At 69.8% G+C, this 13167-nt stretch carries 13 protein-coding genes; 4 read left to right on the plus strand and 9 right to left on the minus strand.

The genetic code is table 11. The annotated features are described in order from the left end of the window. Positions 1 to 50 precede the first annotated feature (50 nt). Both JOD67_RS41740 and JOD67_RS06440 read left to right on the plus strand, forming a co-directional pair. Complete coding sequence (locus JOD67_RS41740) at positions 51 to 737, plus strand: response regulator transcription factor (RefSeq protein WP_205116201.1); 687 nt, start codon at positions 51 to 53, stop codon at positions 735 to 737. Then, positions 734 to 2029 carry a HAMP domain-containing sensor histidine kinase gene (locus JOD67_RS06440; RefSeq protein ID WP_205116202.1) on the plus strand — a complete coding sequence of 432 codons (1296 nt, stop codon included), beginning with the start codon at positions 734 to 736 and terminating at the stop codon, positions 2027 to 2029. The genes JOD67_RS41740 and JOD67_RS06440 overlap by 4 nt, the downstream gene beginning before the upstream one ends. Before the next feature lie 188 nt (positions 2030 to 2217). Here the strand turns inward: JOD67_RS06440 and JOD67_RS06445 are convergent, their stop codons facing one another. The 6 genes from JOD67_RS06445 to JOD67_RS06470 all read right to left on the minus strand — a co-directional run bounded on the left by JOD67_RS06445 (position 2218) and on the right by JOD67_RS06470 (position 7221). Continuing rightward, positions 2218 to 2997, minus strand: coding sequence for a serine/threonine-protein kinase (locus JOD67_RS06445; protein ID WP_205116203.1), 780 nt, complete (start codon positions 2995 to 2997; stop codon positions 2218 to 2220). Beyond that, positions 2994 to 4784 carry an ABC transporter ATP-binding protein gene (locus tag JOD67_RS06450; protein WP_205116204.1) on the minus strand — a complete coding sequence of 597 codons (1791 nt, stop codon included), beginning with the start codon at positions 4782 to 4784 and terminating at the stop codon, positions 2994 to 2996. The genes JOD67_RS06445 and JOD67_RS06450 overlap by 4 nt, the downstream gene beginning before the upstream one ends. 3 nt (positions 4785 to 4787) lie before the next feature. Then, the gene (locus JOD67_RS06455) at positions 4788 to 4928 is read right to left on the minus strand and encodes a hypothetical protein (RefSeq protein WP_205116205.1); all 141 of its coding nucleotides are present in this window, start codon (positions 4926 to 4928) and stop codon (positions 4788 to 4790) included. A 118-nt stretch (positions 4929 to 5046) separates the two neighbouring features. Beyond that, entirely contained in the window at positions 5047 to 5784 is a 738-nt protein-coding gene (locus tag JOD67_RS06460; protein WP_205116207.1) for a D-Ala-D-Ala carboxypeptidase family metallohydrolase, read from the minus strand. A 94-nt stretch (positions 5785 to 5878) separates the two neighbouring features. Further along, positions 5879 to 6631: a maleylpyruvate isomerase family mycothiol-dependent enzyme gene (locus tag JOD67_RS06465; RefSeq protein WP_205116208.1), complete on the minus strand. Its 753-nt coding sequence runs from the start codon at positions 6629 to 6631 to the stop codon at positions 5879 to 5881. Continuing rightward, positions 6628 to 7221 (minus strand): TetR/AcrR family transcriptional regulator, encoded by a 594-nt coding sequence (locus JOD67_RS06470; protein WP_205116209.1) that lies wholly within the window; start codon positions 7219 to 7221, stop codon positions 6628 to 6630. Before JOD67_RS06470 ends, JOD67_RS06465 begins: the two co-directional genes overlap by 4 nt. A gap of 491 nt (positions 7222 to 7712) precedes the next feature. Between JOD67_RS06470 and JOD67_RS06475 the strand changes: the two genes are divergently transcribed. Both JOD67_RS06475 and JOD67_RS06480 read left to right on the plus strand, forming a co-directional pair. After that, a complete protein-coding gene (locus tag JOD67_RS06475; protein ID WP_205116210.1) occupies positions 7713 to 8081 on the plus strand; it encodes a YciI family protein in 369 nt (122 codons plus the stop codon). After that, positions 8078 to 9298 carry an RNA polymerase sigma factor gene (locus JOD67_RS06480; protein ID WP_205116211.1) on the plus strand — a complete coding sequence of 407 codons (1221 nt, stop codon included), beginning with the start codon at positions 8078 to 8080 and terminating at the stop codon, positions 9296 to 9298. The genes JOD67_RS06475 and JOD67_RS06480 overlap by 4 nt, the downstream gene beginning before the upstream one ends. Positions 9299 to 9302: 4 nt before the next feature. Here JOD67_RS06480 and JOD67_RS06485 read toward each other — a convergent pair whose 3' ends face one another. The 3 genes from JOD67_RS06485 to JOD67_RS06495 all read right to left on the minus strand — a co-directional run bounded on the left by JOD67_RS06485 (position 9303) and on the right by JOD67_RS06495 (position 13097). Then, the gene (locus JOD67_RS06485) at positions 9303 to 10187 is read right to left on the minus strand and encodes a prephenate dehydratase (RefSeq protein WP_205116212.1); all 885 of its coding nucleotides are present in this window, start codon (positions 10185 to 10187) and stop codon (positions 9303 to 9305) included. Positions 10188 to 10198: 11 nt separating this feature from the next. Further along, positions 10199 to 12811, minus strand: a complete 2613-nt coding sequence (locus JOD67_RS06490; protein ID WP_205116213.1) for an ATP-binding protein — start codon at positions 12809 to 12811, stop codon at positions 10199 to 10201. Positions 12812 to 12881: 70 nt separating this feature from the next. Next, a complete protein-coding gene (locus tag JOD67_RS06495; protein ID WP_205116215.1) occupies positions 12882 to 13097 on the minus strand; it encodes a hypothetical protein in 216 nt (71 codons plus the stop codon). Between the last annotated feature and the right edge of the window lie 70 nt (positions 13098 to 13167).

Genomic DNA, 13167 nt, shown 5'->3' on the forward strand with positions numbered 1-13167 from the left:
ACCCGCCGGCTTAACGTCCCCTTAGGGCGCGGCTCGGTAGCGTGAACGTCGTGGTCACTGTGCTCCTCGTCGAGGACGATCCGGCCATCCGGATCTCCCTGACCCGCGCCCTCACCGCCAAGGGCCACGTCGTCGCCTCCGTTCCGCACGGGGCCGCCGCGCTCAGCAGCGTCGTACGGGACCAGCCCGATCTCGTCGTTCTCGACCTCGGCCTGCCCGACATCGACGGCGCGAAGGTGCTCGACATGCTCCGCGGCGTCACCGACATCCCCGTGATCATCGCCACCGCAAGGGACGACGAACGGGAGATCGTCCGCCTCCTCGACGCCGGCGCGGACGACTACCTCGTCAAGCCGTTCGGCGCCGGCCAGCTCGATGCCCGGATCCGCGCCGTCCTGAGGCGTACGGCCGAGGACGCGCCCGCTGGCCCGATCGTCATCGGCGACCTCCAGGTCGACCCCCGCGGCCGCGAGGCCAAGCTCAACGACAAGAAACTCGACCTCACCCCGAAGGAGTTCGAGCTCCTCCTCTACCTCGCCGAGAACGCCGGAACCGTCGTCTCCAAGCAGGACCTGCTCATCGAGGTCTGGCGCCAGCCGTACGGCGGCGCCGACAAGACCGTCGACGTCCACCTCTCCTGGCTCCGCCGCAAGCTCGGCGAGACCGCGAACGAGCCGCGTTTCCTCCACACGGTAAGGGGATTCGGCGTCAAACTCACCGCGCCGGACGCGTCGTGAGGTCCCGGCTCGCGCTCCTGGTCGCCGCGACGACCACGCTCGTCCTCCTCGCGTTCCTCATCCCGCTCGGCCTGCTGCTCGGCAACGTCGCCGCCGACCGGGCCATCGGCGCCGCGACCCGCGAGGCCGAGACCGTCGTCCCGCTGGTCGCGACCCTCGACCGCGCCACGCTCACCAGCACACTCGACCTCATGCGCGAGGACGACAACCGCAAGGTGCCGTTGACGGTCTTCCTCGCCGACGGCACCGTCCTCGGCGTACCCGCCGAACGCAACGACGCCGTCGAGCTCGCCAGCCGCGGCAGCAGCATCACGGTCGAGGCGCCGGGCGGACGCGAGGTGCTGATCGCCGCGGTCGGCCTGCCCGGCGGTACGGCGGTCATCCGTACGTTCGTCTCCGACCAGGACCTCCGCGCCGGCGTCGCTCGCGCGTGGCTGATCCTCGGCGGCCTCGGCGCGTGCCTGCTCGCGCTGAGCCTGGTCGTCGCCGACCGGCTCGGCGCGTCGGCCGTACGGTCGATCCAACACCTCGACGACGTCGCCCGCCGGCTCGGTGAGGGTGACCTCGACGCACAGGCCAAGCCCGCGCCCATCCGGGAGCTGAACGAGGTCGGCACGACCCTCAACGCGCTCGCCGGCCGCATCCGCGACCTGCTCGCGCGCGAACGCGAGTCCGTCGCCGACCTGTCCCACCGCGTCCGTACGCCGCTCACTGTCCTTCGCATCGACGCCGAAGCGCTCAACGACCACGCCGAGGCCGAACGTCTCACCCGCGACGTGATCGCCCTCGAACGCGCCGTCGACCAGGTGATCATCGACGCGCGCCGCGGTACCAAGGGCGGCGACGCGAGCGACGCCACCGAGGTGGTCCGCGAGCGCGTCGAGTTCTGGCGGGCGCTCGCCGACGAGGAACGCCGTACGGTCACCAGTCAGCTCCCCGACACGCCCACGCCGGTTGCCGTCGGCGCCGACGACCTCGCGGCCTGCCTCGATGCGCTGCTGGGCAACGTGTTCGCCCACACGCCCGAGGGAACCGCGCTCGCCGTCGAGCTCCGGCCCCGCCCGTCCGGCGGCGCGCTGCTCCTGGTGAGCGACGAGGGCCCGGGCTTCCGCGACGAGGCCGCGGCGCTCAGCCGGGGCGCGAGCGACGTCGGTTCGACCGGGCTCGGCCTCGACATCGCCCGCCGGACCGCGGAGTCCTCCGGCGGCGGCCTGGTGATCGGCAACGGCGACCAGAGCGGCGGCGCCAGGATCACCGTCGAGCTGGGCGCTCCGCTCCGGCCCGAGGCCTAGTCGGGGACGCGCCAGGATCGCTGTCGAGCTGGACGCTCTGGCTAGCCTCGATCTTTCGTCCGGCGGTAGGTTCGTCCGGTCCGGCCCCGGCCCTGGGGCCAAGGATCATGTTTACATGATCATTGGCCGCTTTACGTGGGGTGGACGCCAGGTAAGGGGGCAGCTGGCCGGGTAAGGCGACCACGAGGCTAGGGCAGGTACGACCGGAGGACGTTAGCCGCCTCGGACACCGTCGGCCGGGACGACGTAAGCGGCGTCAGGCAGGCCAGGATCAGGTCTCGTAGCGGAGCTGGCAAGCGCCGGCCGAGGGGCGCGACTCTTCTGCGTAGTTGGGGAAAGTCATCCTCCTTCGCTTCCGGGAATGGACGACGGCGGGTCGCTGCTCGGTAGAGGACACCGCCCAGGGACCAGACGTCGGTTGCTGCGCTGACCGGCGACCCCAGGGCCTGCTCGGGTGCCAGGTACTCGGGCGTTCCCGCGCCGGCCGCGTACGGGCCGGGCGGCTGGGCGAGGCCGAGGTCGAGCACCTTGAGCAGACCGCCCGACACGATCAGGTTGGACGGCTTGAGGTCGAGGTGGAGCACGTTGCGTCCATGCAGGTACGTCAGGGCAGAGCACAGCTGGCTGCCCAGCCGGGCCAGATCGACCACCGACAACCCATGCGAACGCCGCTGCACGAGCCGGCTCAGCACCTCGCCCGGCAGCACCTCCAGGATCACCGTGGGCCGCGGGCTCGAGACCGTCTCGTACGCACGCACCAGATGCGGGTGCGATAGACCCGACAGTAGCGCGCCCTCAGACACAAGGCGACCGACAACGGCGTTATCCACAAGGCGAAACGCGCGGACCGACTTCGCGACACACAAGCAGTCCCGTGCGACCGAACGCACCAGCCGCACGTCGTAGTCGTAGTTCCGGCTCAGCAGCCGCACGGCCTCGTACCCACGCGGCAGCACCCGACCGCTCATGACGCCAACCCCCGCACCCGCGAGTCGGACACGACCCGCCCACCGTCCAACGTCACCACCCGATCCGCGTACCCCATCAGCTCGCGATCGTGCGTGATGAGCAGCGTCGTACGACCATTCATCAACCGCCGCAGGGGTTCCACGACCTTCCGCGTCGTCGAAGCGTCGAGGCTCGCCGTCGGCTCGTCGAGGATCAGCACCGGCGCCTGCCGGATCAACGCCCGCGCGATCGCGACTCGCTGCCGCTGCCCACCGGACAACCGCCGCCCGCGCTGCCCGACACTGGAGTCGAATCCCGAGGGCAGGTCGAACGCGAAGTCCGTCACCGCCGCCGCCTGCGCGGCAGCGAGCACGGCACCGCGCGACGCGCCAGGCACGCCGTACAAGATGTTGTCCGCGACAGAACGATCGAACAGCATCGTCTCCTGCAACACCACCGCGAACTGCGACCGCAGCGATGCCAGCTCATACGACCGAATGTCCACGCCATCAAGGCGAACGGCCCCAGCAGACGGGTCGTTCCACCGCATCAGCAGCTTCGTCAACGTGGACTTGCCCGCACCGTTCTGTCCCATCACCGCCACCACCTCGCCCGGCGCGATCTGCAACGACAGCCGATCGAGCGCCGGCCGCGAAGAACCCTCGTAGGAGAACGACACGGAGTCGAAACCCACCGCCCCACGCGACCGCGGCGCAGCGAGCGCACCAGGCGAAGACACCACCGCGGGACGGCTGTCGAGCACCTCGAGCAACCGCTCCGCGGAAGCCGAAGCGCTGTACACCGTCGTCGCGAGCCGCGAGGCTCCACGGATAGGCCCATACAGCTGAGTGAGGTACGCGACGAAAGCGAGCAACCCGCCGACCGTCAACCGGCCTTGGGAAAGCTCCCACACCCCGAGCCCCAGCACGAGCAACCCACCCACCATCTCGACCAGCTCGACAGCAGGCGTGTAGAGAGAGGACATCCGGTTCGAGGCCAGCCCCGCAGACAGCCGCGCCAACCCCTCGGCGTGCAGCCGCGAGGACTCCGCACGTTCCTGCCCGTACGCCTGGACCAACGGCATGTGAGCGAGCGTCTCCTCCGCGACGGCGCTCACCCCTCCCGAACGGCGGCGCTTCTCCCGCGACGCCTTCTTGATCTGCCGCGAGAAGTGCCGCGCCACCAGCCAGAACAGGGGAGCGACGACGAACGCCAACAACGCGAGCTCCCACCGCAGCATGAACGCGAGCGTGGCGAAGATGGCGATGCGCGCCGCGTACGAGATCGTCCGCGTCACCCCGCTGAGCACGAGCGACTCGATCGCCCCGATGTCCCCGGTCAGCCGCGAGACCACGTCACCGGCGCGATGACGCTCGAAGAACGACGGCGACAGCCCGAGGAGGTGGTCGAAAACGCCGCCACGCAAGCGGAGCAGGAACCGTTCGGCCATCCAGGCCGAGATCGAGCTCGACGCGTACGACACGACGCCACCGGCCAGAGTGATCGCGACGAGCGCGGCAGCCAGCGGCCACAGAGCCGACGGCCGCCCCGGAACGATGGCCGAGTCGATGATGTGCTTGAAGATCCAGATCGAAGCCGCGGCGGCGAGCGGCGTCAGAACGACGAAGACGAGGCTGAGCAGGAGGACGGGCAGATCGGGTCGCACGTACGGCCAGAACCGCCGGAACATCGCTCGGATCGGCACGACCGGCGCGGCGGCCACCACCCCGTCGGTGGTCTCGGAGACGGTGAGAAACCGCCGGAGCCGGCGGGACAGTGCCCGCCGGCTCCGAAGCTGGTCCGACATCGGTCAGGAGCTCTTTCCCGTCCGGGTGCGGGTCTGCGACTTCGACCCGCCGGACTTCCCGCTCTTGCCGGTGCGGGTACGCGTCCGGGTGGACGAGCCCTTCCCGCCGCTGATCGCGGCGGTCAGGTCGGTGAAGAGAGCCATGTGGTTCGCCTCCTTGATCGGTTTTCCCTTGCTGTTATGAGCTTTCGGGACACCGAGGAGACGTTCAATGGGCAGCGGGGTTTCTTAGCACTCCCTTAGGGAGGTGATGAGGGTACGTTCAGATCCCGCACTGGCTGGCGGACCAGAACCGGCTGGACTTGTGCGCGACGTGGGTGTGGTCGGAGTGGCCCGGGTACCCCGGACCGAGGATCTCGCGGAAGCCGTGGTTGCGCGCCTGCTGCGCCATCCGGCAGAGCGTGTGCGGTCCGGCGCCGAGGTCCACCGCGTCGCCGTACAGGTGCCGGCTGGTCGCCGATCCGCCCGCCGCGTTGTTGCAGGCCACGCTGCGGAAACCGCTCGTCACGCGGATCGGCTGGTCGCCGAGCGCGTGCCGCATCGCTTGCAGTTTCCACATGCTGACCAGGGCGTTCGCCTTGGCCTGCGCGGCGGACACGTTGCCGCCCGCCCAGGTGGAGTTGCAGCGGTTGAGTTCGGCATAGCTGAAGTTGACTGGCGTGCAGTCGTCGTCCTGGAGTTGGTAGAGCTTGGTGTACGTAGCGGGGCCGGCCACGCCGTCGGCGCCGAGCCCGTACGCCTGCTGGAAACGGACCAACGCGGCCTTGGTCGCCGGCCCGAAGTCGCCGTCCAGTCCGAGAACGGCGCCGTTCCCGGGGTAGCCGGAGATGCGGATCTGGAGCTGGCGTACGTCGTCGCCGTTGGCGCCCTGGCTGAGGTTGCGGTTCCACGTGTAGCAACCGTCCGCCGCGGCTGGTCCCGCGACGGTGACGACCGCGGCCAGTGATGTCGCGAGGATCAGCGCGGCGGCGGACAGGATTCGAAGGGTGCGACCGAGCATTGAGGACCTCCATCCTCAAGCGGACAAGTCGCCTTCGAGCCTTGTGCGGGCGCATACCCGCGTCAACCGACCTGGGGTGGACACTTGGTGCCGATTACAACGGAAGCGCGTACGTCAGCAGTCCACTGCCCTGACCGCGGCCGGAGTTGATCCAGATCCACTCGATCGCGTCGATGCGCAACGTTTGTCCGTTGTCGCCTTGCGCGAAATGCCCGCCCGCGGGACCGGTCAGCTCGAGGTCGAACGCGTGTCCGTGCGTCGTCGCCCAGTCCAACACCATGTCCGCGATCAGCCGGCCGTCGTGCTCGGCGGTGAGAACGGGCTCGCGTCCGAGCGCGCGGCTGACGTCGATGCGGTGCATCCAGACGTCGCGCGTGTAGACCAGGTCCATCACGTACGCCATCGAACGCTTTCCGAGAGGCGGGACGAAGTCGACCTTGAGGCCGCGCAGGAATGGTGGGAAGTTTCGCCTTCCTGCCAAGGCTTTCGGGACGATGCGGTCCCAGCGTGTGATCAGCTCGGCTGCCGTCAGGTCCTGCCGTTCGGTCACCTGGATGTCGTTCACGCCGTGGACGAGGTGGTCGTACCCGCGCTGCTTGAACAGCTTGGTGCCGGCGAGTTGCTGGTGGACCATCTCGCGGACCGACGCGTTGCCCTCGGCCGCGCCGAGTACGTGCAACGCGACCTGGCGCACGTTCCACTTGGTGCACACCGTCGGGCTCTGCCAGTCGGCGCCGCTGAGGCTGTGCAGCAGGGTGGTGAACAGGTCGTACTCAGTCGAGGCGAGCGCCATCGCCTCGTTCTTGGTGAGCTTGGGAATGGCGCTTGCCTGGGTGGTGGTGGTCATGGTTCCCCCTCGGTCAGCCTTCCGGTCTTGCGTAGGTGGTCGAGCAACATGTCGAGCATCTCGTCGGCGAGCACGACCCAGCGCTTTCCCCCGGGCTCGTTGGCGAGCTGCTGGTTGACGAGGCCGCTGATCATCGCGGTGTAGAGGTCGACGGCCGAGGGGTCGTCGACGCCGAGGTCGGCGAAGGCCTCGTTCACGGCGGTGAGGGTTCGGACGGCCAGCGCGTAGGACTCCGGCGACGGCTCGAAGCCCGGGATCGTGCGTACGAAGAGCAGCTGGGTCCTGGCCGGGTTCTGGACGCAGAAGTCGATGAAGTCGTGCGTTCTTGCGCGCATTTGTTCGAGCGGGTCGAGGTCCTTGTCCTCGGTGAGAGCGTCGTACAGCATCCGTTGCCCGTCGGCGAAGAGGGCGTCGTAGATGGCGTTCTTGGAGTCGAAGTACTCGTACAGCGAGGGCGGGCGCATGCCGACGCGTTCGGCGACGTCGCGCAGTGACAGCGCGCCGATGCCGTTCTCGCCCACGACCTCCCAGGCCGCCGCGACGATCTCCGCCCGCGTCGCCTCTCGCCGTTCGGCTCGCCTATCTCTCATCGGTCTCCCTAACGTCGTTAGGAGTATGAGCGCGAACGAGCCCGTCGTCAAGACCTACAGACACAGAGGCCGTCCTGGTTGAGGAGGGCTGTCGAACGGGGGACGCCTCGGACTGCCCGGGCGGTCGGTCGTGCCTCGGCCTGTCGTCACCTGCGGGTGGATCGTGGAGACAACTTCCTGCCACGCCGTAGATCGATCTCGATGGGTGACGGCGCGACGATGACCGCCATCGGGCGACGCCTCCTTGATGGCGTTCGGCCCGATGCGGCGATCAACATCGGGAAGTCGCGGCCTCCTGAGGCGGAGCTCTGCATCCTCCTCCGGGCGCAACCGATCGGCCAACAATGGGTTGGCCGTCTGTGCGCCGTTCGATCTCGGTAGGCCTTGCATCCGGCCGCCGAAATAGCTCCGGCCGCCTGTCGATTTCGGTGGTCCGTCCGAGTCATCGAGCTGACAGAGTTGAGCTCGACCTCGGAAGAAGTGGTGGGACGATGCCCCGGTTCTTGATCTTGATGGTGGAAGAAGAGCACTTCGCCAGGTGGGATGCGGCGGACGAGGCGTTGCGGGAGCGGGTGTTCGCGGACTTCCGCGCGTTCACCAAGGCCGTACGGGAGCGGGGTCGGTTCCGGGGTGGGGAGGCGCTGGCGCACCCCAAGGAGGCGAGGACGCTGCGGGCCGACCAAGGTGCGGGCCGGCAGATCACCGAGGGTCCGTACGCGGAGACCGTCGAGCAGCTCGGCGGCATGTACCTCGTCGAGCTCCCCGACCTCGCCACCGCGCTGGAGGTCGCCGCGCTGTTGCCCCGCGAGTACGACCTCGAGGTCCGCGAGTGCCTCGACGTCGGGGTTCCGGACGAGTGACCCCACTCGAGACCGTCCTGCGCGACGAGTGGGGCCGCCTGCTCGCGCTGCTCGTCGCGCGGTTCCGGCGGCTCGACCTGGCCGAGGACTGCCTGGCTGACGCGTTCGAGGCCGCCGCCCGTACATGGCCGAAAGACGGCACGCCGGAGAACCCGCAAGCCTGGTTGCTCACCGCCGCCCGCCGCCGCGTCCTCGACCGGCTGAGGGCTGAGGTGGTCGCCGCGAAGAACCTGCCCATGCTGGCCGTCGACGCCGGCATCACCGAGCAGGCCCAGCGCGTGCTGGCCGACGCCTCGGCGCCCGGCGAAGTCGGCGCTGGGGACGAACGACTCCGCCTGATCCTCCTGTGCGCGCACCCCTCGCTGGCCCACGAGTCGGCGGCCGCGCTCGCGCTGCGGCTCGTGCTTGGCGTGCCGACCAGTGACATCGCGCGGCTGTTCCTCGTCCCCACCGCGACCATGGCCGCCCGCCTCACCCGGGCGAGAAAGGGCCTCGCCAGTGCAGCGTTCGAGGTCCCCACCGGCGCGGCACTCCGGCAACGGGTCGCGGCCGTCGCCGACATCGCCTACCTCGCGTTCACCGCGGCGTACGCACCCGGCTCGGGCGCCGACATCGTGCGCGGCGCCGAGGCCGGCGAGGTGATCCGGCTCGTACGCGTCCTGCGCGAGGTCGGGCCAGCGGAGCCGGACCTCGATGCCCTGCTGGCGTTGATGCTCCTGCAGCACGCCCGCCGCGACGCCCGTGTCGAGAACGGCGAGCTGGTCCTCCTGCCCGATCAGGACCGCGGCCGCTGGCACCCGAACGAGATCGCCGAGGCCCTCGCGCTGCTGACCCCCTTGGCCAGCCGCGCGCCGTCGAAGCCGTACCTCCTGCAGGCGCTGATCGCCGCCGAGCACTCGATCACCGAGAAGGCCGCCGACACCGACTGGGCACGCATCGCCGAGTACTACGAGGAGCTCGAGGCCCTCACGCAGTCGCCGGTCGTACGACTCAACCGCGCCGTAGCTGTCGCCGAAGCCGAAGGACCGGCGGAAGGACTGCGCCTACTCGAAGGACTGGCGATGCCCGGCCACCGACTCCCCGCGGTCCGCGCGGAGCTGCTGGCAAGACAAGGCCGAGGCGACGAGGCGCGCGAGGCGTACGACACAGCCATCGCCGCCTGCGACAACGCCGCCGAACGGGCTTACCTCGACCAGCGGCGCGCGAAGGTCGGGTAAACGGTCAGGACTTGGGGTGCGGAGGGTTCGCGCGGTTGGCGGCGGGCTCGGCGATCTGGGCGCGGAACGGGTGCATCGGGTACACGCCGAGGATGCGGAACTCGGCCGAGAAGAAGGCGAGTTCTTCCAACGCCAGCGCGGTTTTCGGCTCTTCGGGGTGGCCCTCGATGTCCGCGTAGAACTGGGTCGCGAAGAACGTTCCGCCCAGCTGGTAGCTCTCCAGCTTCGTCATGTTCACGCTGTTCGTCGCGAATCCGCCCAGCGCCTTGTACAAGGCTGCCGACACGTTGCGTACGCGGAAGACAAACGACGTGATCGCGTTCCCGTCCCCTACCGGCGGCACGACGGGCTCCCGCGCCAGGACGAGGAACCGCGTCGTGTTGTGGTGCTCGTCCTCCACGTCCCGCGCCAGAATCTCCAGCCCGTAACGCGAAGCGGCCGCGATCGGCGACAACGAAGCGACCGAGGGATCGCCGAGCTCGGACACCTCCCGAGCCGCACCCGCGGTGTCGTCCGTCACCACCGTCACCCAGCCGTGCTCGCGGATGAGCTTGCGGCACTGCCCGAGCGCGTGCACGTGGCTGCGTACGGTTCGGATCGACTCCAGCGACGCCCCGGCCACCGCCATGAGCTGGAAGTGGATCGGCAGGAAGATCTCGCCGATGATGTGCAGCCCGGACTCCGGCAGCAGGTGGTGGATGTCCGCCACGCGCCCGGCGACGGAGTTGTCCACCGGGATCATCGCCAGTGCCGCACGGCCGGACGTGACCGCGTCGAGCGCGTCCTCGAACGTACGACAGGGCAGTTGCTCGCGATCCGGATACATCTCCGAGCACGCCATCGCCGAGTTCGCGCCCGGCTCGCCCTGGAAGGCGATAGGTCCATCCACGATCTAGAAGCCTATCCCGTCGGCTCGGACGGCCCCGCACCCGCGAAGTAGTCGAGCACCCACGCCGGAGCGGCCAGCTCGGCAAGAGCGTCGTGCAACCGCTCGTCCCAACCGGGCATCGAACGGTCGACGCCCCACAACGACTCGACGAACGCCTCGACGTCCGGCCGTCCCGGAGCCATCAGCCAACGCTCCCCGCCCGCGCACGGCGGACCACCTCGCGCCATCGAGACCAGCACCTCGGCAACGTGCCCCGCCAGCAGCTCGGGCGTCACCGCGTCGTGGATGAACGCGCTCCGCCGCGCCACCGCGTCGTCCACCGCGGCCGCCACCACCGCCTCCAACGACACCGACGAGGCCACGAGCTCCTTCAGCAACCGCAGCGACCCCGGGATCCCAGGCCTCCCGACGAGATGCGAAACGACGTTCAGCTCGACCCACAGCCGCAGCAGCGGATCCCCGTCCAGGTAGCGCTGCGCCAACGCGAGGTCGCTCGCGCTCAGCCCGAGCAGCCGGTAGTCCGCGCCACAGCGCCCCGACTGTGGAACGGCGACCTCGGCAGCCGATCCCACCGAAACAGCACCGAGCTCGGACGACGACCCGTCCGGCACGCGCACCAGCAGCGGGTTGTCCATCCCGTCGGTGAACGCCGCCGCGACCCCGGGATCCAACGTCACGACGTACCGCGACTGGTTGTCCGACAGGTTCATCGTCGCGCCGACCGACTCGCGATCGTCCAACGCTGGAAGGCGATGCACGATCTTCACCGCCGTGTTCTTGATCACGTCCGGGATCAGCTTCGACGGGATCTGCTCCGCGACGACCAGGCCCTCGCCGTACGCACGGATCTCCGCCAGCAGCGCCGCGAACATCTCCACCGCCTGCGCCGCGGGACCAGGCCGATCCGTACGACGCAGCAGCCGGTGCGCCTCCTCCACCACCGTCAGGTGGCGCAACGAGACCGCACTGTCAAGGCGACCTTGCGCAGCCCGATGATGCTCGGTCAACGCGATCAACACCACGCCGATCAGGAACGCCTTGTCCCGGTCGTCGCCGACGTCCTCGATCTCCAGGACGACGTTCCGCGACAGCAGCTTGCCCAGGTCGACCTGGTGCCCGCCCTCGAGGAACCGCCCCGTCGTGCCCATCCGCAGCGACCCGAGCCGTACGCGGACGAACCCCCGCACGTTGTCGGTGATCTCCCGGCTGTAGCCGATCTCCTCGACCACCTGCATAGCGGCGCGTTCGAGGTCGGCGAGCGTCGGGTAGCGCGGGACATGGTCGGGATGAACGGGCTCGCCGAGCGCGACGTCCCAGCCCTGCTCCTCGTAGGACCGTGTCAGCGCCGCCGACAGCACCTGCGGGAACGGCTCGTCCGCGTCGAACGCCGCGAGGAACAGAGCCCGCACCAGGTCCAGGTGCGTCTGCAACGCGAAGCCAGGCTGTGGACGCAGCGGATCGATCCCCGCTGGCACGCCCGACGGGTCGCCCGGCCGGATCACCACGACGGGCTCGTCGAGCGAGGCCGCACGCAGCCGCGCGGCCATCTTGCGGTATTCCGCCTTCGCCGGTTCGACAACCAGCCAAGGGATTCCGGCCCGCGTCGCCTCCGTCAGCAGCGCACGCACGGTTTGCGACTTGCCCGCGCCGGTCGCGCCACAGACGAACGTGTGCCGGTTCAGGCTGGCGAACGGGAGGACGAGCTCACCCGCCGGCCGCCGCTCGCGGTCGAGCACCTCGCCGAGGACCAGCCCGGGACCCTCCGACGACTCCGGGGTGATGTCGAAGTCGGACGACAGCGCCAGCCGGATCCCCGGCACCTCGGCCGTCGGCGTACGGGTCAGCGCGGCCACCAGCCGAGAGCCGGCCAACGTGCCCTCGTCCGCCGCCGCGACCTCGTCGAACGTGCCCGCCAGCCGGTCGGGCGCGAGCGAGTACGGCAGACCAGTGAGGTCGATCGAGGCGGCGACCAGGCCGGCGAGCGCTCGGACGGCCCCGTCGGAGGCGCCCGCGAGCAGCACCCGGACGCGCCACAGCCCGAGCGACTCGGCCTCGCGCAGCTCCCGGAGTCGCGCGTTCAGCCGGTCGTGCTCGACGGCGCGCACCGGCGACTGCTCGGCCCGCGTCATCGCCTGCCGGGCCCCGTCACCGACCTCCTCCAAGAGACGGTGAACGTCGGCTGGCCGGACCTGTTCGGCCAACGTGACAAGGGCGAACGGCTCGTTCCACACGCTCAGCAGCGAACCCTCGAGCGACGGCGCGCGCCTGTTCGGATCGGCGGGCTCGGACTCGCCGACGAGCAGCCCGTCGTGCCGAGGGACGAGCCGAGACCAGGCCGGCAGCTCCGCGAACTGCTTGTCGCTGGCAGGCACGGCCCGGCTCGCCGGCGGCAGCAGCGACGGCCCGGCCGTGAGGATCTCGACCGGCCCGCCCGTACGCGTGCGGAGCCAGCCGAACAGCACCGTCGCGGGCCCGGCCGCGGCGGAGTGGTACGCGGCGATGACGGAGGCGAGTCGTCGTACGCCGTCGGGATCGGTCACCTGAGCGGCGTCGTCCAGTGGTCGCGGCAGCTCGACCACGCGGACCAGGCCGTTCGGCATCGACGATCCGGCCACCCCGCTCATTACGCCGCAGCGTAGCGCGACGCTCGCGATCCGCGACAGCGTCGCGAGCGTAGCTGTGGATAACCGGCGCTCAGTGCGCCATGGAGTGGTGTTTCGCCTCGACCCAGGCGCGGACCTTCTCCGCCGTCTGGGTCAGGTCGTCGAGGCCAGACAGCATCGCCTCGTGATCGGCCCACGCCCGCGTGAACACCTCGGGATACGTCCCGGCGAGCTTGGCCTGGGCGACCTGGAGCTCGCCCAGCAGTGCGGCCAGTTCACCCTGCTCATCACGACTCAGATCACACATGTGGCCACGGTAAGTGACCACTCCGGACCGGTCAATCGGGTGTCCAGGAACCACCCAGTGAACGCTCAGC

This window comes from Tenggerimyces flavus (assembly GCF_016907715.1).
Classification (GTDB): domain Bacteria; phylum Actinomycetota; class Actinomycetes; order Propionibacteriales; family Actinopolymorphaceae; genus Tenggerimyces; species Tenggerimyces flavus.